Here is a 22953-nt window from a genome sequence, read left to right on the forward strand (position 1 = left end):
ATGTACTTCTACTTATTACTACAGTTAAGAGTTGAATTGATTTAATGTTAAAACCCACTTAGTTTGATAAACTAATACCAGAAGATGAAAAAGGACGGTAAGCATATGATAATTACAATTATCAGTAAGAAAAACTGAAAGTTAAATTTTTAAAACAAGGGTTTGTGGAGTATTTAAGCGGCTGTCGGCTTTTGCAAAAGTAGATATTGTGGAAGTAGCCGATGAGAAGTTACTGGAAAATATGAGTGAAGCGGAAGGAAGGTGAACGGATTCTTTCGCATATTAGCCATGATACGTAAGTAATTACTATGTTTTTTTATGGGTCTTTAGAGGGGGGTTTTATGAAAATCCCTAAAACATTCTCCATCATGAATAACGGAAGCAATGAAGTAGCACGGATTACGAAAAAGATGCTAACTTTTTTACCGAAGTTTCATGTTGAGGTGAATGGTCAAGAAGTGTTAACCATTAAGAAAGAGTTTACTTTATTTAAAGCTCGCTATTCTATTGATGCAGTAGGGTTAGAAGTTAGAGGCAATTGGTGGGATATGGATTTTCAAGTGTTACAACATGGAGAAGTAATTGGTATGGTGAGCAAGAAGTGGTTCAGTTGGGGTGATAGCTATGAGGTTCAAATATGGAATGAAGAGATGGAAACGATTATAGTTGCGATAGTTGTCGCAATTGATTGTGTGAAGGATGATGAATCATCTTCTGCAGCCTCCTCAGGAGCAACATTTTAACGAAGGAAAATTTGCTAGATTTTACGAGATTTGAATAGTAATACCTTGGCGAAGGAATATGGAATTGTCAACGTAATGGTAGAAAGAACAGCTAAAGAGAAATATCCCCCATTAAACCTTAGCTTTAATAGCCATTATTTTAGAGCATTTCAAGAAGATAATGTGTCATTAAATAATAGATATATCAGGGGAGACAGTAAATGAATAAAAAATCGTTATTAGTTAGTGTATTGTTTGTATTTGGATTAATTTTAGTTGGTTGTGGGGATAAGAATGATGATATTAATTCATCTGAAAAGGAAGAATCAAATATAGGAGAAAAGGCCGAACAAGAAGTTGAAGAAGTTTTTGAAGAAAAAACTGTAGAGGAGACATTGGATTCTCCTGTAGTACATGATTATTTTACTTTTAGTGATGTAAAATTAGTAAGAGATATTAAAGAGTATGGGGATAATTTAACTATATCATTCAAATTAAAAAATAATCTTCCTAAAATTGATTTAGAATTTAGTTATGCATTATTATATGAGCTTTACAATGTAGATGGAGATAGATTCCCACATACTACTAATGAGGTTAAGGTTATTGAAAGTGGGGATGAAGAAGAGTTTACTGTAACTTTTGAATATGTTACTGGAGATATAGACAAATTTGTACTCATTGGAGGAAAGATGACAAATGAATATGGAGAAGAAATGAGTTTTGAAGATTTTATGGGTATAACGCTAGATTTAACGAATAAAGAAATTATTACTAGTTTAAATGAAGACATTACAGAAGAAAAAGCTTGGGAAATGGCAAAGAATATAGAAAACGAAAACGAACGGTATGAATTAGTTGAAGTAGTTGATGGTGAGAATGGGTATTGGATAGTAAGATATAATCATGCTGTAAATAGTGATTTAAACATTAAAATGTTTATAAATAAGTTTAATGGAAAAATTCATACTGAAGAATAATAAGTAATAAAAAGAAGAACATTTCTATAACAGAAAAGTGGCCACAAAACCTTATAGAAGGTCTGTGGCCATTTTTATTTTCAAGTTCCTTTTTTTAAAGGGAAGTATATTTGAAATTACCAAACTATTGCACAGAATTAAGCACACAACGTCCTTTTCCAAATGGAATGCACATTGGGGTACCAAATAATGGATCACAAGCTACACTACATCTCATTTGGAATACTTCATGAACTAGTTCACTGGTGATGATCTCCTCGGGCTTTCCTTGTGCAAAAATCTTTTTATCTTTGACTGCGATAATATGGTCTGCATAGCGACTTGCAAGGTTTAAATCATGTAACACCATTACAATTGTCCGACCATCTTTTTCGTTTAAGTCAAATAATAAATCAAGGACATCAATCTGGTGTGTCATATCTAAATACGTAGTTGGTTCATCTAGTAGAATTATTTCTGTTTCTTGAGCCAAAGTTAAGGCAATCCATGCTCGTTGCCTTTGTCCTCCGGATAATGAATCTACTAGTCTATCCTTTAGAGAGAGCATGTTCGTTACTTCAAGTGCTCGCTCAACTGCATCATCATCTTTTTTGGACCACTTTTTTGTAATACCTCTGTATGGGTGTCTTCCTAACTTTACAAGTTCTTGAACAGTCAATCCCTCTGGAGTGATTGGAGTTTGAGGGAGGATAGCCAGTTTTTTAGCGACTTCCTTTGTCTTCATTTTGGCAATATTATCTCCGTCTAGAACAACAGTGCCATCCATTGGTTTTAATAAACGGGCTAATGAACGTAATATGGTAGACTTCCCACAACCGTTTGCACCGATTAATACAGATACTTTCCCCTTTGGTATCTCGAGATTAATGTCATCGATAATAACATTTCCTCCGAATCCTAACGTCAAATCTTTAGCAGTTAAAGTCTCCATATGATTCACCTCCTAAACTCCTAATTAAGTCAAACCGATTCTAATTCATTACTTTTATTCTATTTGTTTTTTGCTTGTAAGTCAATGATAATCGTTTTCAATTAGGACAAGCTAAAAAGCCATCTCATTAATCTGAGACGGCTTTAGTCATTATTTAACCAGTGTGTCTAATAAGTCTTTAATTGTTTTCTCTGAAGAAATTAACCCTTTATTCGTCCAATTACTTGCATCATTCAGGATATATACATTCCCATTTTGTGCTGCGGGAGTACTATTCCATACGTCACTGTTCTCTAATGTTTGCAGTCCTTGTTCTCCTTCTTCAGCTAGTAAAATGACATGGTCTGCATCTAATTCCGAAAGTTTTTCGATTGAGATAGGGCTCCACTGTAACGCTGCTTCTCCCAATTCTTCTATAAGTGTTGGAATTTGTACCCCAAGTTCAGAATATAGAACCTCAGCACTGTGACGGTCTTTCTCAAATACGAAGAACTGATCCCCTGTGGTCCAAATAATGGCTACCGTTTCATCACCAATCGCTTCCTCTAATTGAGCTTTTGCATCGGCAACGGTATCATCATATTCTTTAATAGCCTGTGTAGCTTCATCTTCTTTACCTAGTATTTGGCCAAACACTTCAAGTTGTTTACGCCAATCGCTTGTTGTTTCTTCTGTCATCACATAAGTTGGTGCAATTTTGTTATAATCATCATAGCTACCTTCATAGCTGTCTAAATTGCTTTCCAGAATAATTAAATCTGGCTCATGACTTAGTACTTGTTCTAATGGTAAATTCCATTCAATAGTTGGAAGTTCTTTCATTTCTGGCTCTAAATAATCTTGGACGGACTGCCCAATTGCCCATTTTGCCACTGGCTTCACACCAAGTGCCAATAAGGTATCTTCATGGTAAGGAGCAAGAATCTGTTTAGTATCTTGAGGGATAGTAAACTCCCCCTTAGAAGAGTCTATAACAACATCTGATGATTTCGTATCATCTTGAGGAGCAGTGGAATCATCGTTATTTCCACACGCTGCTAGGAACGTAATCAAACCGATGGTAACGATTAATAAAAATAGGCGATTATGTAAAAATTTATTCATTTTAACACTCCTTTATGGTAAAATTCATGATAATGATAATCATTTTCAATTATTCTGTCAATACATATTTGTAAAAATCTTTAAATTAAAAGAGGAAAATTTATGCTTAACACGATTAAACATTCAAGCATGTTAAAAACAATCATTAATTGTATTGCGTTATTAATGCTGATTTTATCAGTTGTAATTTCTATTTCGTATGGTTCGACTTCGATACCATTCGAAACGGTATGGAGTGCCATTTTCTCCTTTGATACGGATGTCACTTCCCATCAAGTTATTCAAGAAATACGCATACCACGGGCAATATCTGCGGTATTAGTGGGGGCGTTTTTAGCGGTATCTGGTTCTATCATGCAAGGAATGACCCGAAATCCGCTTGCATCTCCTTCTATACTCGGAGTGACGGATGGGGCAGCTCTTTCGTTAGTTATTATGCTAGCAGCTTTTCCAATGATATCCAGCATGGGATTAACGGTTGCTTCCTTTGTAGGAGCTGGATTGGCAGTTGCGCTTATTCTTTTCATTGGCTCTTTTTCAAAAGGGGGAATAACCCCAGTTAAGTTGGCATTAGCAGGTGTCGCTATTGGTACAACGCTTAGGTCTATTTCTACCATTCTATCCTTGCATTTTAATCTGGAAAAGGAAGTTGGCTTTTGGCTTGCAGGTGAGTTGTCAGGTACCAGTTGGTCATCTGTAAACATACTATTCTTTTCAGGAATTATTGGATTGCCAATCGCATTCTTTCTTGCCAAATCTATCACCGTTCTTAGTTTAGGAGAGGATATGGCAACGAATTTAGGTCAAAATAGCTTGTTAATAAAAGCCCTTGGTATCATATCTATTCTTATTCTCACTGGAGCAGCAGTTTCTGTTGCTGGAGTAGTCGGTTTTGTTGGGCTTATTGTGCCACATATTACTCGATTTATCATGGGAACAGATTATAAGTGGATTATCCCTTCATCTGCTATATTTGGTGCTTTATTACTTGTGTTATCTGATTTGGTTTCTCGTTACATTAACGCACCATTTGAAACGCCTGTCGGTGCTATCACCTCGTTAATTGGTGTTCCATTCTTCTTATATTTAGCTCGTAAAAGTGGAGGTGGGGACAAATGAGTGGGAATAGCAATTCGAAAAAAAGAAAGTTCTTTGGGATTAGTTTCATTTTAATCGCACTTATTATCATTATGATTTTTATTAGCTTACGCACTGGTGTTATCTCTATTTCTTTCCAGGAAGTAATAGAGACGATTTTCCAACAAGGATCGGATCGAAATAAACTGGTGTTATTTGAGTTTCGTTTACCAGCCATAATTCTAGCTATACTAATCGGGATTGGATTAGCTGTTTCCGGTGCCATTTTACAAGGAATAACTCAAAATGAGCTCGCGGACCCTGGTATCATGGGAATTAATACTGGAGCAGGCCTTGCTGTGGTGCTATATCTTTTTCTATCGAGGGAAGGGTTTGTTGTAAGCTCGATATGGATGATGCCTGTTGCAGCTATGATTGGTGCCTTATTTGCCGCATTTTTGATTTATATATTGGCATGGAAAAAAGGGGTTAGCCCAATTCGTCTTATTCTCGTCGGAATTGGAATAAACGCAGGTTTCGCTGCATTCATTACTATTTTTCAATTAAAAATGGATCCTCAAGATTTTCGCCAAGTGGCTGTTTGGCTTTCTGGTGACATATGGAATGCCAACTGGAATACGGTCTTGGCATTTCTACCATGGATTGTGATTTTGATTCCACTTGTTTTACGAAAGGTAAATGCGTTAAACGTGTTAACCTTGGGGGATGATTTAGCTTCTGGATTAGGAGTAAATGTTGAGAGGGATAGACAGATATTACTCCTACTTGCTGTAGCATTAGCTGGAGCATCTGTATCAGCAGGCGGTGCAATTGCCTTTTTAGGGCTAATTGTGCCGCATATAGCTAGAAAGTTAATTGGCCCCTTGCATCAATATATTATTCCCTTATCCATGTTTATTGGTGCATTACTGATTATCACTGCCGATACAGTGGGGAAGGTTATTTTAGCACCGACAGAGATACCAGTTGGAATTGTGGTTTCTATCATTAGTGCACCGTATTTTATTTATTTATTATTAAAGGCTACGTAACTTCTAGGAGGACTGTCTCATGAAAAATGAACTATTTGATGTGACGATAATTGGTGGTGGGCCAGTTGGATTGTTTACCGCCTTTTATAGTGGAATGCGAGAAATGAAAACAAAAATCATTGAATATTTACCTTTCCTAGGCGGGAAAGTCTCTTATTTCTATCCTGAAAAGATTATCCGTGACATCGGTGGGATAGCCCAGCTTTCGGGTGAGAAAGTAACGGATAATCTGATTGAACAAGCGATGACATTCGATCCAACTATCGTGTTAAATGAACAAGTAATGGGCTTAAAGAGATTAAAAGACGGTACGTTTGAATTAACAAGTCATAACGGGGCGAAGCATTATACTAAAACCATTATACTTGCTACAGGATTCGGGACATTAAAATCGGTGAAATTGGATCTTCCGCTAGCGGATAAATATGAAGAAAAAAGTATTCATTATGCCATCAAAAGCCTCGCGAGTTATGAAGGGAAAAAAGTACTTATCTCAGGTGGTGGAAATAGTGCGATTGATTGGGCACATGAGTTAGAATCCATTGCCGAGGAGGTAACCTTAATATACCGAAAAGACGAATTTACTGGGATAGAAAGTAATATTACTCGGTTGATGAATTCATCGGTTGAGGTGCTTAATCCCTACAAAATCGTGGAACTTAAAGAGGAACAGGACAAACTCTCAACTGTGGTTATGGAACATGTTGGGACTAATGCTAGAAAAGAGATGGAAGTTGATTATCTAATTGTGACGCACGGCTTCCATATTAATCTAGGTCCGATTGCTGATTGGGGCATGACCATGGAAGAAGGTACTATTCAAGTCGATGCTACCATGTCCACATCCATACCTGGTATTTATGCGGTGGGGGATATTTCAAACTATCCTAATAAACTTGGTTTAATTGCTGGTGGATTTAATGAAGGACCGATTGCTGTTAATAGTGCAAAACAATATATTGCACCAAATGAGAAGTTGGGGCATTTGTTTTCTACTAATTATGAGTTGTTTAAGCGGTAAGTGTCATGGGGACAGAGACCATGGGGACAGGTACCTTGGCACTGGTGGAAGGATATATTTGGGAAGAGTAATGTAGAAATAAGAATTTACAATTAGAAGGAATCCATTTTGAATGTTTGGTTCAGAATGGATTCTTTTTGTTAACCTAATGGGAAATACTAGTAGAGATAATACTTAACACCAAGCACCAACTTCTAGTATCATAAATCTTTAACCGAAAGAAACAATGACTCCGTATTACTATCATCAATCTATATACATATCAAAGGAGCAATCTTCATGACAGAATCAAAAGAATGGCTCGAGCAAGAATTAGCTACCATCCAAAAATGGGAAAAAGACCAAAGTGATTTATGGTTTTGGGAAAGACTTGGTCGACTTCCTTTTAAATTACTTGATAAATTTACTCCAGCATTTATTCAAAATAAGATTGGTGAGATGCTGGATGAAACCGGAAACTACATCCAAACAGGGGGAAGGTATTTAAGCTCTGCCTCTAAAGTAACCGAATATTATCCGGATAAAAAGATTGAAACCTTAGAAGATGTGAATCAATTACCAATTGTAGACATGGATAAGACAGCGGAAAATCTCTCAAAAAACAGAAAGAACTTAGCTACGGCACAGGGAGCTAGTACTGGTGTTGGCGGAATTTTTACCCTGGCGATTGATATTCCTTTCCTTTTGGGATTACAACTGAAAACTTTACAGGACATTGCCATTTGCTATGGTTATGACCCATCAGATCAAAAAGAACGTTTATATATTGTTAAGGTATTGCAATTTGTCTCCTCGGATTATGTTGGCAAACAGGCTATCTTAACTACCCTAGACAAATTAGACAATCCAGAAGTGGACACGAAACGATTAGTCATGTCGGAGCTTCAAGGATGGAGGGAAGTTTTCTTTACCTTTCGCGATCAATTTGGCTGGAAGAAGTTATTTCAAATGATTCCGATTGCTGGACTGGTATTTGGTGCGATTATTAATCGTTCTGCTATTAAGGATATTGCAGAGGCAGGGAGAATGCTATATCGGAAGCGGAGGATTATGGAGCGGTTGAATTAAAGTCTTTCATTAGTAATCCGAAGTTACTAATTTATTTATATTGAATTCCAATTTTGAAGTGCTATAATAAACAAATAAATCAATAGCATTCACTCATATAATAGCAAGGATATGGCTTGCGAGTTTCTACCGGTTTACCGTAAATGAACCGACTATGAGTAGCAATACATAGTGATGGGATTCTATTATTCTATTACTATCTTTTTCGGCATTTAGCTCGAAGAATTTTGCTCACTCGTAGATTAGGAGTGTAGCAGTTCTTCGGGCTTTTTTGTTTTAAAGTGATGACATCAGAGATGGGGGATTTTGAAATGGAAAAACGTGCATTAACAAAACTAATCGATGTAGCTGCAGGTCGTAAAGAAGCAGATCTAGTTTTAAAAAATGGGAAGATCGTGGATGTCTACCAAGGGAATATCCTTCAAGGTGATGTTGCAATGGTCGATGGGAAAATTGCAGGTATCGGCGAATCGTATGAGGGAAAAGAAACGGTTGATTTAAACGGAAAGTATATCGCACCCGGGTTTATTGATCCACATATCCATGTGGAATCTTCTTATGTGACTCCCGAAGAGTTTGGTCGTTTACTCGTACCACACGGGACAACAACAGTTATGGCAGACCCTCATGAAATTGTTAATGTAGCAGGGATGAAAGGATTGGAATATATGATTGAAGCGGCTGAACATACCGCATTAGATATTCAATATATGATGCCTTCCTGTGTTCCAGCTACCAACATGGAAAATGCCGGAGCTGTAGTAACTGCAGCCGATATGATTGCCCCTTTTGAAGAGGGAAAAGTAGCGGGGCTAGCTGAATTTATGGATTTTCCCAGTGTGATACAAGCGAAAGATAGTGTACTAGATAAAATACTAGTTGCTAGAAAGTTAAATAAACGCATTGATGGACATAGCCCGATGGTGAGTGGTAAAGAGCTTAATGCTTATATCGCTGCGGGAATTGAGAATGACCATGAGTGTTCCACGGTGGAAGAATTGCAAGCGCGTATTTCACGTGGGATGTATGTGTTCTTACGGGAAGGATCTGTTACGCAAAACCTACGTACATTGCTAAAAGGTGTTACTCCTCAGAATGCCCGTCGTTGTGTATTATGTGGGGATGATGTACAGGCTAAAACGATTATAGAAAAAGGGCACTTAGATAATTCCATTCGTATTTGTGTAGAGGAAGACGTAGATCCAATTCTAGCAATTCAGATGGCGACTATTCATACGGCAGAGTGTTGTCAGTTAAAAGATCGTGGAGCAGTGGCACCAGGATTAAAAGCTGATTTGGTTATTTTTAGTGATTTGAATAACTTGGTTGTGGAGCAAACGTATATCGATGGAAAACTTGTGGCTAATCAAGGGAAATATGTTGCACCATTCACCAAGGCGGATATTTCTAAAGTGCAATCAAGTGTTCATATTGGTGATTTCTCCAAGGAAAAGCTTCGTTTGAAATTGAGTTCAAATAAAGCAAGAGCGATTGAGGTTATTCAAACGGAAGCATTAACGAATGAAGCGATTGTGAAAGTGGAACGGGATGAAGCAGGCGAGTTTGTGTATAGTCCTGAAAAACCGGTTGCGAAAATTGCTGTTGTGGAAAGACATAACAACACGGGTAATGTGTTCGTTGGATTATTGAAAGACTATGACATTCAGAAAGGTGCAATTGGTATATCTATTGCGCATGATTCGCATAACTTGATTGTGACTGGAACGAATGACGAGGATATGGCAGTGGCGATTGAATGTTTGAAAGAACAAGACGGTGGAGTGGTCTTGGTTGAAGGTGGTAAGGTCATCTGTAGTATGGCACTTCCTGTAGCAGGGCTGATGAGTAATCTTTCAGGGGAGGAAGTTGTTGTCGAGCAAAGCAATATAAATAAAGTAGCTAGAGAAGTACTTGGGGTAGCGGAAGATGTCGATCCGATTATGACATTAGGTTTTATGTCTCTGTCCGTGATTCCATCCTTAAAAATTACAGACTTAGGGCTGGTAGATGTGACGAAGTTTGCGTTTGTTCCGGTGTCGGTGGAAGAATAGACCCTATGAATTAGCCAAATAACTAATATAATATAATAGAATGCATTAGAAAAAAGCTTGAGCTAAACTCAAGCTTTTGGGCATTTTTGTAGCTTATTCAACGTATTGTGACAAGATATATAAACAAGGGTTGCAAAGTATGGCATCATGACGTTATCTCCATATTTCTCAAAAAGTATCCTTTCACTTATGTGGTCTCCGCCAACCCCAAGAAATGTAAGTATAGCTGGAATTACAAGCACCAGATCTTTTGATAAGAAAAGGCTCTATAAAGGATATAAGTGGTCAGGTACCAATCACCAATCAACGCCATTCCAAGAGGATTGTAACTTTCGCAACAAAACAATTTGGCCAATATGATATGCATCGTGCATCATGATATTGCTAAGTAATCGCTCAATAGAGTTACTGTTAGCTGCATACGTAGCTTTTAACTTTTCGTCGTCAAGGTCCTCAATCACCGTTTTAAAATTATTCATGACTTCATAAAAGCGCTGCACTGTCTGAGCCCATCCTTTTTTGTCCTCTGGATCTCCCGGAATTCCAAAGGTTTCATCGTTGTCATCTGCATTATGCGGATTCTCTGTGCCATTAATTCGATGGATTACGTCTTCATTCCAAAATATCATGTGATTGACAATTTGCCAAATCGAATTGCTGATTCCCGAACTTGTCCATGCTGCCTCAGCTGCAGTAACTCCATGAAGCGCCTGATCCATCGAAGCAAACCACTCATTCTTATAGCAATGCATGTCCAGTTGTTCTAAAAACATATTGGTTACCACTTGCATAAAACCACTCCTTTAACTGTTGAGTACCGAAACCAAGTTCACTATAAGTTATTCAACTCATTCAGGTTAAATTCCTTTTTCATGTAGCTGACTGCAAAGATTGAAACATTTTTTCAAGAAAAAAACACCGACCTATTGAAATTGCACAAATTGGTCCGTGTATTTTTCTCTATGTACCTTATCCTGTATAGCTAATTTTTCCTGTCTCCAATAATTCCTTAAGCCCCATAAACATATAGTACCAGCCTTGCTCTGTGCTATCATGCCATTCGACATGTGCCTTTTCAATATCAGCCTCGTCCCAATTCTCTTCATGAATCACGTGAATCAATTGTGTGAATGTCATCTCACAGCCTTGCTCCGTTTCCTTTAGCTCAACTGTAAGCTTGTCTGATAATCCGCTGTCGCTTAATTCTGGCATTCTAAACGTGAAAACAATCTTTTGAGCAGGTTCAATTTCAAGATACTCCCCGATGGCACGGTAATCTTTTCCTTGTCGATGGTCAACAATTTCCCATGTTCCACCTACTTTTGGGTCATTTTGTGCTACCTTATTCGTACCTTCCAATGTGAAAAACCATTTTTTCATCATTTCTGGGTTCAACCAGGCATCAAATACTTTTTCAGGTGCTACATTAAAATCTCTTACCATGGTTAATGTGGTTGTTGAATGGTTCATTTTTACACTCCTTATGTATAATGATTTTATATTTCTACTCCTTATATTGTACACTATGATTGCTTTTTACTTTAAATTAGTGAATATCCAGGTGGAATAGAACACAAAGTGATGGGCCCTTTCTTCAGGATAAAATAATTATAACCATTCTTTCCCTTGTGAGGAGAGGGTAGAATATGAGTTAATATAGTTGTCGGACCGATAGACTCTTGCGAAAGGAGCTGGTTAGGTTGAACACTATTATAGAGGTGATTTCCCTATAGATGGGAAATCCTAATTGGGACCGTTTCTAACGGTCCCAATTCATTTATTATGATGTGTCAGAAAATTTACATCTTTCAATAACTAGATGTATCGTATATAATTTTCCATAAGTTAATCAACGGAAAGGAGTTGGAAATAGTGGATTTAAATCAAGTTTCTGTAGAGAAAAATTTTCAAGTTTATAAGGAGGACGTAAATTATCGTGCAGTACAAAAATGCAAAAGAGGTTCTTCCCCCTAGTTTGCTAAAGGAAATGCAGCAATATATTCAAGGTGATTTGATTTACGTTCCAAAAGCAAATGAAAATCGGATAGCTTGGGGAGAAGTGAGTGGATCGAAAGCATTAATTACAAAGCGTAACCAAGAAATTTACCAATTATATTCGAATGGAAAGTCCTTCGAAGAATTAGGAAAGAAGTTTCATTTGTCGACTGACAGCATACGAAAGATAGTTTATAAGATGCGATGAATTTGTGGTGCCTGTCACTTCCCGAATATTGTCGAACGTCGACAATATTCGGGAAGTGACAGGCACCTAAAAAACGGGGGATGGAAGAGATAAATATTAGATTCGAAAAGCTGATTTATGTTTTAGGTAGACGGTTCAAGAAGGACATCATTTCGGCCGACTACCAAACCACGCCGTTACAGGGTGGAACTGTGGGGAATGTTTACCTGGTAACGGGAATCGCCGAAACTACAGATGGTGAAAAATTGCCGTACCGTATCGTGCTGAAAATACAGAAAAAATGGGAGCGTTACGGTGATCCGGGTTCATGGCGCCGGGAATATGATCTCTATTCGTCTGATTTGGGAGCGACGTTTTCGGATGCTTTTAGCTGGCCGACATGTTACTACTCTGAGATCAATGCCGAAGAAAATGAATTCGAGTTGTGGTTGGAGTATATCGACGGGGTTACAGGTTTAGACTTGACAGGTGACATGTATGAGCAGGCCGCACTGGAATTAGGACGCTATCAAGGTAAGTTATTTGCCGAGCGGCCCGCTGTGCTAGAGAGCCTGACGAACTTGAGCAATAAGGACTTGATGAAGAATACGTATTTGCATTACCGGTCTTGGCCAGTCGTCTACGATTATATACGCTCAGGAGATTGCGAATTCCCGCAACACGTCCGGCAAATGCTTATCGACATCGATGAGCACGCAGACGAGATACTAACCCATATCGAAAAATTGCCCGTGGTGTTATGTCACCGGGACTTTTGGATAACCAATCTGATTTATTCGGACGGGAAAATGGCGATAATCGACTGGGATACTTCTGGGTGGGGCTACCTGGGTGAGGATCTCGCAAGCCTTATTGCAGATGAAGCAGATATCAATCATATGGTTGAATACTACCAGAAATGTGTTCCTGCATATTATAAAGGCTTTTCAGAGTACGTGGATGTATCTCACATTACCGATGATTACATCTATGAGATGATCCTTTTAGTATTCGGATACAGGCTTGTGGAGTGGTATCTCTACACAGAGGATGATGACGAGAAGATGAAGCATATTCATACGCTCCAAAAAATCTATGAAATGAAAAACAGCTAAGGTGCCTGTCACTTCCCGAATTTTGTCGACGTTCGACAAATATCGAGGAGTGACAGGCACCTACTTTTACTTGAACAGGCACCTATTTGAGTTTCTTGCTTCTATTTATATCAAATACTTGCCTGTAAGTGAGTGTTTGGCAGTTGATAGTTCCTTTGGAGTGCCTTGGAAAATAACTTTACCTCCATTTGTGCCGCCCTCAGGTCCCATGTCTATTATCCAATCAGCGTTTCGGATGATATCAAGGTTATGCTCGATAACGATGACAGTATTCCCAGTATCTACAAGGCGATTGATGATGTCTAATAGATGGGTGATATCTGACATATGAAGTCCAGTTGTTGGCTCATCCATGACATAGATACTTCCCTTTTTATGCAATTCCGTAGCTAATTTAATGCGTTGACATTCTCCACCAGACAATGTACTTAGAGGTTGGCCAAGTGTTAGGTAATTTACTCCTACATCGCTCATAGCTTGTAGCGTATTGACCACTTTTTTAATCTCAAAGAAAGCTAGTGCTTGTTCAACGGTCATTTCCAATACTTCTGCAATTGATTTACCGTTTAGTTTGTAAGCTAATACCTCTTCTTTAAACCGTTTCCCACCACATACTTCACAAGGAGTTTTAACACTTTCTAAAAATGACAAATCGGTATAAACAACCCCTAAACCATGGCAGTTCTCACAGGCACCACTTGAGTTAAAGCTAAACAGACCAGGCTTTACATTGTTTGCTTTGGCAAAAGCTTTCCGAATATCGTCCATAATCCCTGTGTAAGTAGCTGGATTAGAACGGGTAGAAGTACCGACAGATTTTTGGTCGATCACTATTGCCTCGGGGTGTTGCTTTAAGAAAGCATTATTGATTAATGTACTTTTTCCAGAACCTGCAACACCTGTAACTACAGTTAAGATTCCTGTTGGAATATCAACACTGACATTTTTCAGATTATGTAATGTCACATTTTCAACGGATAGCTTACCGGTTGCCTGACGAAAATCATTCTTAAGAGGCATCTTGTTTTTCATATGGTTGCCAGTTAATGTATCAGATTCAAGTAGACCGGCAAAACTTCCTTCATACAAAATTGTCCCGCCTTTATCACCCGCATATGGACCTACATCAATAATATGATCGGCTACTTGTATGACATCAGGATCATGTTCAACCACAATAACGGTATTCCCTTTGTCCCGTAGTTTCTTCAGCAATTCATTGAGGCGGTATACATCCCTCGGGTGTAATCCTACACTTGGCTCGTCAAATATATAAACGACATCCACAAGACTTCCACTTAAGTGTTTAACCATTTTGACACGCTGGGATTCCCCACCAGATAATGTGTCCGTTTCTCGATCGAGACTTAGATACTCCAGACCAATATCTACTAGGAGTTGTAATCTTTCCGATATGGCTTTGACCATTGGAGCAGCTTCTGGTTGTTTTATTTCCTCAATCACTTGGATTAGCTGATCCACTTCCATCGAAGCTAGATCTGCTATGTTATAGTTGTTAATTTTACAGTTAAGAGCGGGTTGACTTAGCCTAGCTCCATGACAACTTGGGCAAGGACCTTCTGTAATGAATGGGGCAACTGCTTTTTGTGTGCGCTCCGATTTCGTTTTCAAATCCTGTTTTATGTATTTATTCGTAAACTTCTCGAGGATGCCTTCAACCGTCATATTCATTGAGTTTCCAGAGATCTGTACCTTTACTTTTCTTGCTTTGCTATAAAGGAGTTCATCCAGTTCCTCTTTGGAATAATCACTTAGCTTCTTGTCAAAGTCGAAGTCACCGGTTTCTGCTATCATATTCATTTCCCAGTTGCCAACTTTATACTCTGGTAGCAAGATTGCTCCTTCATTTAATGATTTAGACATGTCTATTGCTTTGTCCATATCAATCTGCAATTTACGACCGATTCCATTACACTCAGAACACATGCCTTGTGGATCATTAAATGAGAACATATAGGACTCACCAATATAGGGCTCGCCTATACGAGAAAAAAGTAAACGAAGTAAAGGAGAGATGTCTGTAATCGTTCCTAAGGTAGAGTGAGACCCACCCCCTAGGCGCTTTTGGTCAACAATAACAGCCATGCTAAGGTTTTCAATTAAATCTGCATCGGGTTGTGGAATGCGTGGGAGAAAGTTCCGAACGAACATACTAAAGTTTTCATTCAATAGTCGCTGGGATTCAGCGGCGATAGTATCAAAAACTATGGACGATTTACCAGAACCTGATACACCAGTAAAAATGGTGATTTTTCGTTTCGGTATTCGTAATGATACATTTTTTAAGTTGTTTTCCCGAGCACCACGAATTTCTATAAATTCTTGAGTCATCATACACCTTCCTTTGTTCTTAATTTTCCAATGCCTACATTGGAGTCAAATTCCATTTTTAAGTATAGCTGATTCTATTCATGCTTTCCATTTCTTCGCTGTAGAATACAACACCACGATTTGGTGACCAAATTATACTTAAGATTCAGGGGATAGAACTTGATATGTTAATTATAAAACAGTTTCTGTTCTGGATTAAGCACACATTGCAAAAATGCAATTAATAAATAATAGTATATATAATCTAAAAAGTTGAATTATTACTAAAAGTAATCTACTATGGTTATGTAAGTAAAATCTACTAGAAAAGGATGATTACATATGGCAAAAGTTGGTATCGTTGTAGGAAGTATTAGAAACAATTCATTTTCAGAGCAGCTTGGAAAGAATATCGTAGAATTATTACCAGAAGGCTACGAAGCGGAATTTATCGAAATTGGAAACCTACCTTTATATAATCAGGATTCTGATCAAGATATTCCGGAAGTATACACGTCATTCCGTGAAACAGTGAAGGCATTAGATGCTGTTGTATTCGTCACTCCAGAACACAATCGTTCTGTACCTGCAGCACTTAAGAACGCACTTGATGTTGGATCACGTCCATACGGTTCTAACGTTTGGGATGGTAAACCTGCACTTATTGTAAGTCAATCTCCAAGTAACTTAAGTGGATTTGGTGCGAACCATCATTTACGTCAAGTGTTAGCATTCTTAAACATGCCAGTTGTACAACAACCAGAGGTATACATTGCAAATGTTCATGAATTACTTGGTGAAGATGGTAAAATTACAAATGAAGATACAGTTGGTTTCTTACAATCTGCTGTAGATGCATTTGTCGCATTAGTTAAAAGATACGAAGCATAAGATTATATAATAGGGATGGACCTTTTCAATTAAGGGTCTGTCCTTAAATTTGTAAAAACGCGATTAGCATAGTGCTAACCGCGTTTTCTTTATTAGATATTCTCTTGTTTTAAACTCTCGATAATGTTTTCTTTTTTTATTTTCGAAATCGAATATAGCATTGCTGACCCTACAATAATGAATATCATGACAACCACGAATAGAATCGACATCCACGGTAGACTAAATCCATATTCAAAGGTGTAGCCAACGGAGCGATGAATAGCGTACATGATGAGTACACTAATTGGTAGTCCGTAAGCTAATGCCTTCACCCCGTAAAAGATACTTTCGTAATTAATCATTTTATTAAATCCTTTTGGTGTCATGCCAACCGAACGTAACATGGCAAATTCACGTTTCCGCAAACTGATGCTGGTCGAGATTGTATTGAAAATGTTAGCAACCGAGATTAAGGAAATAAGCGTAATAAATCCATAAATGAAAATGGACATTAGTAAAACCATCTGTTCCTCTTGTTGTCTTTGTTGGTAAACATTAAACACATGGACATTTGTATCTGTTAGTTCTTCGATTGCTTCTTGTGTTGCCAGAGGATCGGAACTGTTTAAATACACATAAGGTGAAACTTCCATTCCTAATTCATCCATTGTGGATTGGGGAATGATGATGTTAATACCTCCTAAACTAGCCGTTTGAACGCCCATTGGTACAATATCTGTAAGGGCTCCTATTTCAATAGATTGGACCAACTCAGGTTCTGTAGGTTCACCTTCCATATCCTCATATGTTGCTGAATAGATGTCTAACGTTTTTCCTACTTCTGCCTCAATCGCCTTCGTTTCGATTATCTTTCCAGAGGCACCATCCTCATAGGAAATTTGATCAATAATAATGGCAAGCGGTGTATCTTGATTGATGAAATCTCTAGGATCTACCCCGATTTGTTCTGCATAAGCATGAAAACTATCATCATCTAAACTTTGAAGTGAAACATAATAATTGTACTTTCCATCCTCAATATATAGCTCATCTTCTATTTTTTTCATTTCAGGGGATATGTCATCCACACTAACTGGTGTTTGTAAGTGTTCGAACACTTCCTCGGAAATTGTAAAGTTCGTTACGTGATCTAATTTCGTATAGCTCACAAGCTCATCTTTCTCTAATTGACTACTGTAAATTAGTATGTCGTATTGATAATCATTCTGCGACATTTCTAGTGACTTTTTGATATTGTCAGTAAAGAATGTGACAGCTAGGAACAATACGATACTAATGACTAATGAGAACAAGGTTGCCAAGTATCTTTTTTTATTTCTTTTGGTATTCTTCAGTCCAATTTCTGCTTCGATTCCAAAGACTTTTCGTACGAGCTTGGACGTTTTTACCGTTTTCCCAGATAATTTTATATCGTGTGTTTGGCGTATTGCATCAATTGCTGAGATTTTAGATGCTTTTTTTGCTGGTAAATAGGTTGAAATAAAAATCGTGATGATTGAAATGACACTAGCAGCTATTATAGTAGATGGTGTAACAACTAATTCAAGCTTTTCGGAAACATTGAGTGCATCCTCAATAAAAGTATTAATGAATAGGAAGGTAATCCCAATACCAGTTAGACCTGCAACAATCCCAAGTGGAATACTAATTGCCCCAATGACCGCTCCTTCAAAGAAGACAGTGTTTCGTTTTTGCTTTTTCGTTGCCCCAACACTGGATAGCATTCCTAAATGTCTAGCACGTTCCGATACACTAATAGCAAATGCATTGTAAATCAATGCAACTGATCCAATAATAATAACGGCCATAATAATACCAACTAAGGAAAACAATGTCATGCGCAATGAATCATTAGCTGTGACTCCATAATACCTCAGTAATTCACTATTAAAATTAACTTCCTCAATTCCTTGTCCTTGTGCTAGGGTCTTTGCATGGTCAAATAGTGAACCGTTTACCTTATCTAATACGACAAAAGCATCGACCGTATCTGTTTCGGTTAAGGAACTTTCATCCACATAGCCAATGACCGTATAACCAGGGGCCCAGGTTGGTTCCCAGGTAGGACGTTCAATCGTCCCAACGATGGTTACGGTTTTTGTTTCCTTGATTTGCAGTTCTTCAACGTTGGTCTCCATTCCCTGATTGAGAGGGTAGTTTTGTGTGAGTGTTACTCCTTCTGTTGTGTCCACTCGCTCACCAATGTCAACGGTTAGTTGATCCCCAATTTTGTAATCTACCTCTGCATTGGATTGAATTGCTTCTGAAATAGCTACTTCATTCTCATTATTAGGAAGTCTTCCTTCTAGAATTTCTATCGGGAATTGCTCCATGCCCTGCTGGTTATAGTTTTGAAAGAATAGATATGGTTTACTTTCATTGGTTGATTCCTCTAAGGCAGCATAGCCATCACTTGAGAGAACAAGGGTTTTCGTATCGGTGTCCTGTTGAATGGCTTCTATTTGGTCTGAATTAACGTCTCCATATTGAACATGCCATTCTCCGTTCTTAGCAATATCCTGACGAATTAATAAATCTAAAAAGGAAACACCAAGTGTCGCAACGGCCGTAATCATCGCCACTGAAATGATGACACCAATAATGGTCACGAGGGAGCGTCGTTTATTCTTTTTTAAATGCCTTACCGTGACTTTATTGACAATGTTCATGGGCGAATCACCTCATCTTTGGCAAGCTTCCCATCTTCAATCGAAATAATACGGTCTGCTTGAAGGGCAATGCGCTCATCATGGGTAATAACAATCAAGGTTTGATTGTATGTCTTATTAAACATCTTGAGTAGTTCCATAATTTCTTCACTATTTTTGCTATCTAGGTTACCAGTAGGCTCATCAGCAAGCATAATAGCCGGATTACTGATAAGTGCTCTGCCGATGGATACACGCTGTTGCTGACCGCCTGAAAGTTGGTTTGGTAAGTGGGTAAGTCGTTGGTTTAACCCTAAGATTTCTGTAATCTTGTTAAATTGCTTGGAATCTACTTTTTGTTCATCTAAAAGCATCGGTAACTTAATGTTTTCCTCTACAGATAGGATAGGAATAAGATTATAAAATTGATAGATTAAACCGATTTGTCTTCTTCTGAAAATGGCCAGTTGTGTTTCATTCAAGTCATAAATATCAGTTTGATCGATGAGAACCTTTCCGCTTGATGGACGGTCTACTCCGCCAAGTAAATGAAGTAGTGTTGACTTTCCTGAACCAGACGGACCAATAATACAAACGAATTCACCTTTATTTACGGAGAATGATACATTATCCAAAGCTTTTACTGCGGTTTCACCTTTGCCGTACACCTTGGATAGATTTTTAACTTCTAATATAGTCATAAGAAAACCTCCATTATTTCTTGTCTGTGTTCAGTATAACCAGCTAGTATGACTCTAAGGTGACTCTTAAGTGACAATTTATTCACTTAGTGAGAGGGGGGCAGGGGCATAAAATAAGCAGGGGAATGATCACTCATATCACCTGCTTGTAAAATTTAATATGGAAGGTTGTCCCGACACCGACTGCACTGGTCACTTCAATATCGCCTTGTTGACTCGTGATGAAACTATACGCCATTGCTAGACCAATTCCAACACTTTCATCACTTGCATTTTTCCCTTTGTAAAATCGCTTGAATATGTAGGGTAGTTCTTCCTTAGAAATGCCTTTCCCATTATCGGAAATGATGATCTCGGTAAATAGCGCATTCTCTGAAAAGTGAATGGTAATGGTGCCTTTTTCAGGAGTGTGTTCAACACAATTTTTAATAATGTTAATGAGTGCTTCTGTGATCCAGTTAAAGTCACCAACGAGTGTTACCTGGTCTTCACCTGTAATCGAATAGGTTTGCATCTTGATATCCATTGGTATTAATAAAGGTTCAATAGCTGTTTGAATCAGGGAAGAGACCTGGATTTCTTCTTTTTTAAATGTAATCGTTCTTGCATCAATTTTCGAAAGCTTTAATAAGGAAGAAACAAGCCACTCCATGCGTTCCAGTTGTACCTGAAGATTCCTGGTAAATTCAGATCGCTTTTCATCATCCAATTGTTTATCTCGTAATAAATCCGCCATGACCATCATCGAGGTGAGTGGGGTCTTTAATTGATGAGAGATATCGGAAATGGCATTGGTTAACTTTGTTTTATCCTCGTGTAAGACGGTTCCCTGTTCAGAAAGCATTTTGGTTACTTTGTATATATTGCTTTTCAAAAGACTCAATTCACCTTCATGGTTATCCCGAACATCTAGCCGGAAATCGCCATTGGCAATTTGTTGGAGGTAGCCAGAAAGTTTTCCAATTTCACGGTAGCGCCATGATGTGAATAGAAGGGTACAGGTGATCAGTAAAATGGATACGCCTAAAACTATTAGTGCTGTAACCATGGAAGTTAGTAGTGCTGCCACAGTAAATCCTACTAAACTTATGAAGATTAGAATCGTTAGCAGGATCTGAATTTCTCGATTTCGAAGCAATTTACTCACCTACCTTATAGCCCATGCCTCGAACTGTTTTGATGATTGTTGGATTTTGTGGGTCATCTTCTAATTTTTCACGTAATCTTTTTATATAGACGGTCAAGGTATTATCATTCACAAAATCACCAGCAACATCCCAAATTCGATCAAGCAACTGTGCTCTTGTGAGAAGTTGTCCGATATGATTGGCGAAGATTAGGAAGAGACGATATTCTAAAGCGGTTAACGAAATTTCCTCTTCATTTTTATATACTTTTCCTTCTGACGTGTTGATCTGAATATCTTGTATGGTGATGATATTCTTCGTTTGGGAATGTCGATTATATCGACGCAGTACCGATTTAATTCTAGAAATAAGTTCTCGGATTCGGAATGGCTTGGTAATATAGTCATCTGCCCCCATATCTAGTCCCATGACTACATTCACTTCATCATCAAAGGCGGTTAAGAATATCACCGGGATATCGAGTTGTTTTTTCACTAATCTACATAAGTCATACCCACTACCATCAGGTAAGTTTAAATCAAATAAGCATAAATCGATTTCATTTATCTGTTGTTGGATGACTTCGGTTGCCGAAGTTGCGTTATGACAAAGGATGATATCAAAGTCTTCTTGTTTCAAGGAATACTCTAAACCGGAAGCAATGGTGCGGTCATCTTCTACTAGTAAGATTTTCATTCGTTTCACCCTAACATATGGTTATTCAAAATCCTTCAACCTTCTATTAACCATTTTTATATCAAAGTCTTCAAAGCCTTGCTCTCTACTCCAAGCATACATTTGCTTATAATCTGGATGATTTACATCTTCCATAATTTCAAGGAAAACCTCATATCCACCTTCTCCACCTACATCCTCTGGTGGTGTGTTTCCTTCTCCCTCTATACAGGTAGGATAATTCTTATCATAATCTTCCATCACGCGCTGGACCTTAATATCGTGTATCCAGTTATCCCCAAAATCATAAACATAGGTTACGTTAGCTGGCATATATTCAGAAAGCAGAACGGTATGATCCAATTTCTTGGGAAGACTATTATCCCCGTGATTAAATGCCTCTGGATGACAAACAAGATTAGCAATCGGTTTGTATCCTTCTTCGTTATATGCAAAGTGGTGAGGGTTCAGTGCTCGGTTCGATTTTTGGTTACTAAAATCATAAAACTCATGAAGATGAGAATCTTGCCAACCAAAAGCAGTCTGGATAACATGATGGAATTCGCTGAAGGTGATGTACATCGGAACGATTAATTTCCGGAACACGTTCCTACTTTGAAGGCGCAATGTTATCTTCATCTCTAGAGCTTTTGTTTGGAATGTCGGCTTACCTGTAAATTCCTCCAAGTCCTTATACATGGCCTCATTTGCATAGAAATAGTCCTTTTTTCCATCCCCAACTAAATCACGACTCAATTTTAAACTCAGAGTAGGTTGGAAAATCGTATCCGAATCAAGTAGAGTTTCAAAGTAATATAAGGTTTCACAGGCCCTGTTCATCCTTGCAATTAATTTTCTATCTTTTGTTTTCGAAAAGGTTATCTCTCTAGCAGAATCAATATATTGTTCGATAACATCCTTTTGAATACCCTCTTGTTCAAACATGTACTGAATAGAGTGCAAGATGACATCATCGATTTTATTAAAATCCTTAGCTTTAAGCCCATGTAGAACGATCGTATATCGATTTTTATCATTCACCAGTACCAGTGTCTTTCTTCGGTTCACAATTAACAGATTTCCATGCCATGATAGAAGAGGATTATCCCCCTCAACAACGTCAGGCTTTATTTTTAATTGTTCTTGTAACTTTTTTGTGCAGTTTATAATCATATCTAATGCCTCATTTCATTTATAACTATTATTATAACAATTTATCGAGTTAGACACATAATTTGGTCCATGGGGACAGGTACCTCGTTTCCTTTGGAGAG

The 22953-nt window shown here is 38.0% G+C and carries 19 protein-coding genes, 2 pseudogenes and 1 riboswitch; of the genes and pseudogenes, 11 read left to right on the forward strand and 10 right to left on the reverse strand.

Annotated elements, in window-relative coordinates:
- Nucleotides 1–105 precede the first annotated feature (105 nt).
- From BN999_RS21005 to BN999_RS09865, 3 genes and pseudogenes are all read left to right on the forward strand, one after another.
- Nucleotides 106–296 (forward strand): annotated as a pseudogene (locus tag BN999_RS21005) (23S rRNA (pseudouridine(1915)-N(3))-methyltransferase RlmH); the annotation flags it as partial.
- A 30-nt stretch (nucleotides 297–326) separates the two neighbouring features.
- Nucleotides 327–743 (forward strand): annotated as a pseudogene (locus BN999_RS09860) (LURP-one-related/scramblase family protein); the annotation flags it as partial.
- 200 nt (nucleotides 744–943) lie between these two features.
- On the forward strand, nucleotides 944–1702 hold the full coding sequence (locus tag BN999_RS09865) for a hypothetical protein (RefSeq protein ID WP_096271208.1): 759 nt from the start codon (nucleotides 944–946) through the stop codon (nucleotides 1700–1702).
- 124 nt (nucleotides 1703–1826) lie between these two features.
- Here BN999_RS09865 and BN999_RS09870 read toward each other — a convergent pair whose 3' ends face one another.
- Both BN999_RS09870 and BN999_RS09875 read right to left on the reverse strand, forming a co-directional pair.
- The gene (locus BN999_RS09870; protein ID WP_096271209.1) at nucleotides 1827–2633 is read right to left on the reverse strand and encodes an ABC transporter ATP-binding protein; all 807 of its coding nucleotides are present in this window, start codon (nucleotides 2631–2633) and stop codon (nucleotides 1827–1829) included.
- A gap of 150 nt (nucleotides 2634–2783) precedes the next feature.
- Complete coding sequence (locus tag BN999_RS09875) at nucleotides 2784–3737, reverse strand: iron-hydroxamate ABC transporter substrate-binding protein (RefSeq protein ID WP_096271210.1); 954 nt, start codon at nucleotides 3735–3737, stop codon at nucleotides 2784–2786.
- Between the two features lie 102 nt (nucleotides 3738–3839).
- Here BN999_RS09875 and BN999_RS09880 point away from each other — a divergent pair, with 102 nt between their 5' ends.
- The 5 genes from BN999_RS09880 (at nucleotide 3840) to ade (ending at nucleotide 10006) form a co-directional block, all read left to right on the forward strand.
- Complete coding sequence (locus BN999_RS09880) at nucleotides 3840–4856, forward strand: FecCD family ABC transporter permease (RefSeq protein ID WP_096271211.1); 1017 nt, start codon at nucleotides 3840–3842, stop codon at nucleotides 4854–4856.
- Nucleotides 4853–5866: a FecCD family ABC transporter permease gene (locus BN999_RS09885; protein ID WP_096271212.1), complete on the forward strand. Its 1014-nt coding sequence runs from the start codon at nucleotides 4853–4855 to the stop codon at nucleotides 5864–5866. Before BN999_RS09880 ends, BN999_RS09885 begins: the two co-directional genes overlap by 4 nt.
- 19 nt (nucleotides 5867–5885) lie before the next feature.
- On the forward strand, nucleotides 5886–6887 hold the full coding sequence (locus BN999_RS09890) for an NAD(P)/FAD-dependent oxidoreductase (RefSeq protein WP_096271213.1): 1002 nt from the start codon (nucleotides 5886–5888) through the stop codon (nucleotides 6885–6887).
- 279 nt (nucleotides 6888–7166) lie between these two features.
- Entirely contained in the window at nucleotides 7167–7955 is a 789-nt protein-coding gene (locus BN999_RS09895) for an EcsC family protein (protein WP_096271214.1), read from the forward strand.
- Between the two features lie 73 nt (nucleotides 7956–8028).
- Nucleotides 8029–8130, forward strand: a riboswitch (purine riboswitch).
- A gap of 109 nt (nucleotides 8131–8239) precedes the next feature.
- A complete protein-coding gene (ade, locus tag BN999_RS09900; protein ID WP_255247437.1) occupies nucleotides 8240–10006 on the forward strand; it encodes an adenine deaminase in 1767 nt (588 codons plus the stop codon).
- A gap of 296 nt (nucleotides 10007–10302) precedes the next feature.
- On the opposite strand, the gene BN999_RS09905 is transcribed toward ade, so the two are convergent.
- Both BN999_RS09905 and BN999_RS09910 read right to left on the reverse strand, forming a co-directional pair.
- Nucleotides 10303–10797 carry a DinB family protein gene (locus tag BN999_RS09905; RefSeq protein ID WP_096271216.1) on the reverse strand — a complete coding sequence of 165 codons (495 nt, stop codon included), beginning with the start codon at nucleotides 10795–10797 and terminating at the stop codon, nucleotides 10303–10305.
- 178 nt (nucleotides 10798–10975) lie between these two features.
- A complete protein-coding gene (locus BN999_RS09910; RefSeq protein ID WP_096271217.1) occupies nucleotides 10976–11476 on the reverse strand; it encodes an SRPBCC family protein in 501 nt (166 codons plus the stop codon).
- A 466-nt stretch (nucleotides 11477–11942) separates the two neighbouring features.
- On the opposite strand from BN999_RS09910, the gene BN999_RS09915 reads away from it, so the two are divergent.
- Both BN999_RS09915 and BN999_RS09920 read left to right on the forward strand, forming a co-directional pair.
- On the forward strand, nucleotides 11943–12209 hold the full coding sequence (locus tag BN999_RS09915) for a CD3324 family protein (protein ID WP_096271218.1): 267 nt from the start codon (nucleotides 11943–11945) through the stop codon (nucleotides 12207–12209).
- A gap of 89 nt (nucleotides 12210–12298) precedes the next feature.
- Complete coding sequence (locus tag BN999_RS09920) at nucleotides 12299–13303, forward strand: phosphotransferase (protein WP_096271337.1); 1005 nt, start codon at nucleotides 12299–12301, stop codon at nucleotides 13301–13303.
- Between the two features lie 105 nt (nucleotides 13304–13408).
- Here BN999_RS09920 and BN999_RS09925 read toward each other — a convergent pair whose 3' ends face one another.
- Nucleotides 13409–15655: an ATP-binding cassette domain-containing protein gene (locus tag BN999_RS09925; RefSeq protein WP_096271219.1), complete on the reverse strand. Its 2247-nt coding sequence runs from the start codon at nucleotides 15653–15655 to the stop codon at nucleotides 13409–13411.
- A gap of 321 nt (nucleotides 15656–15976) precedes the next feature.
- Between BN999_RS09925 and BN999_RS09930 the strand changes: the two genes are divergently transcribed.
- Nucleotides 15977–16525 (forward strand): NADPH-dependent FMN reductase, encoded by a 549-nt coding sequence (locus BN999_RS09930; protein ID WP_096271220.1) that lies wholly within the window; start codon nucleotides 15977–15979, stop codon nucleotides 16523–16525.
- 92 nt (nucleotides 16526–16617) lie between these two features.
- Here BN999_RS09930 and BN999_RS09935 read toward each other — a convergent pair whose 3' ends face one another.
- From BN999_RS09935 to BN999_RS09955, 5 genes are all read right to left on the reverse strand, one after another.
- Nucleotides 16618–19197, reverse strand: coding sequence for an ABC transporter permease (locus tag BN999_RS09935; protein WP_096271221.1), 2580 nt, complete (start codon nucleotides 19195–19197; stop codon nucleotides 16618–16620).
- On the reverse strand, nucleotides 19194–19877 hold the full coding sequence (locus tag BN999_RS09940) for an ABC transporter ATP-binding protein (RefSeq protein WP_096271222.1): 684 nt from the start codon (nucleotides 19875–19877) through the stop codon (nucleotides 19194–19196). Before BN999_RS09940 ends, BN999_RS09935 begins: the two co-directional genes overlap by 4 nt.
- A 133-nt stretch (nucleotides 19878–20010) precedes the next feature.
- Entirely contained in the window at nucleotides 20011–21015 is a 1005-nt protein-coding gene (locus tag BN999_RS09945) for a sensor histidine kinase (RefSeq protein WP_096271223.1), read from the reverse strand.
- 1 nt (nucleotide 21016) lies between these two features.
- Nucleotides 21017–21700 carry a response regulator transcription factor gene (locus tag BN999_RS09950; RefSeq protein ID WP_096271224.1) on the reverse strand — a complete coding sequence of 228 codons (684 nt, stop codon included), beginning with the start codon at nucleotides 21698–21700 and terminating at the stop codon, nucleotides 21017–21019.
- 21 nt (nucleotides 21701–21721) lie between these two features.
- Entirely contained in the window at nucleotides 21722–22852 is a 1131-nt protein-coding gene (locus tag BN999_RS09955; RefSeq protein WP_096271225.1) for a plasmid pRiA4b ORF-3 family protein, read from the reverse strand.
- Nucleotides 22853–22953 lie beyond the last annotated feature (101 nt).

Origin of the sequence: Paucisalibacillus globulus (genome assembly GCF_900184735.1) — a bacterium.
Lineage (GTDB): Bacteria > Bacillota > Bacilli > Bacillales > Amphibacillaceae > Ornithinibacillus > Ornithinibacillus globulus_B.

What these genes read in the sequence shown, in the direction of transcription:
- BN999_RS09865 (WP_096271208.1), top strand. Translation starts at nt 944, where the DNA reads ATGAATAAAAAATCGTTATTAGTTAGTGTATTGTTTGTATTTGGATTA.
- BN999_RS09870 (WP_096271209.1), bottom strand. Translation starts at nt 2,633, where the DNA reads ATGGAGACTTTAACTGCTAAAGATTTGACGTTAGGATTCGGAGGAAAT.
- BN999_RS09875 (WP_096271210.1), bottom strand. Translation starts at nt 3,737, where the DNA reads ATGAATAAATTTTTACATAATCGCCTATTTTTATTAATCGTTACCATC.
- BN999_RS09880 (WP_096271211.1), top strand. Translation starts at nt 3,840, where the DNA reads ATGCTTAACACGATTAAACATTCAAGCATGTTAAAAACAATCATTAAT.
- BN999_RS09885 (WP_096271212.1), top strand. Translation starts at nt 4,853, where the DNA reads ATGAGTGGGAATAGCAATTCGAAAAAAAGAAAGTTCTTTGGGATTAGT.
- BN999_RS09890 (WP_096271213.1), top strand. Translation starts at nt 5,886, where the DNA reads ATGAAAAATGAACTATTTGATGTGACGATAATTGGTGGTGGGCCAGTT.
- BN999_RS09895 (WP_096271214.1), top strand. Translation starts at nt 7,167, where the DNA reads ATGACAGAATCAAAAGAATGGCTCGAGCAAGAATTAGCTACCATCCAA.
- ade (WP_255247437.1), top strand. Translation starts at nt 8,240, where the DNA reads ATGACATCAGAGATGGGGGATTTTGAAATGGAAAAACGTGCATTAACA.
- BN999_RS09905 (WP_096271216.1), bottom strand. Translation starts at nt 10,797, where the DNA reads ATGCAAGTGGTAACCAATATGTTTTTAGAACAACTGGACATGCATTGC.
- BN999_RS09910 (WP_096271217.1), bottom strand. Translation starts at nt 11,476, where the DNA reads ATGAACCATTCAACAACCACATTAACCATGGTAAGAGATTTTAATGTA.
- BN999_RS09925 (WP_096271219.1), bottom strand. Translation starts at nt 15,655, where the DNA reads ATGACTCAAGAATTTATAGAAATTCGTGGTGCTCGGGAAAACAACTTA.
- BN999_RS09930 (WP_096271220.1), top strand. Translation starts at nt 15,977, where the DNA reads ATGGCAAAAGTTGGTATCGTTGTAGGAAGTATTAGAAACAATTCATTT.
- BN999_RS09935 (WP_096271221.1), bottom strand. Translation starts at nt 19,197, where the DNA reads ATGAACATTGTCAATAAAGTCACGGTAAGGCATTTAAAAAAGAATAAA.
- BN999_RS09940 (WP_096271222.1), bottom strand. Translation starts at nt 19,877, where the DNA reads ATGACTATATTAGAAGTTAAAAATCTATCCAAGGTGTACGGCAAAGGT.
- BN999_RS09950 (WP_096271224.1), bottom strand. Translation starts at nt 21,700, where the DNA reads ATGAAAATCTTACTAGTAGAAGATGACCGCACCATTGCTTCCGGTTTA.
- BN999_RS09955 (WP_096271225.1), bottom strand. Translation starts at nt 22,852, where the DNA reads ATGATTATAAACTGCACAAAAAAGTTACAAGAACAATTAAAAATAAAG.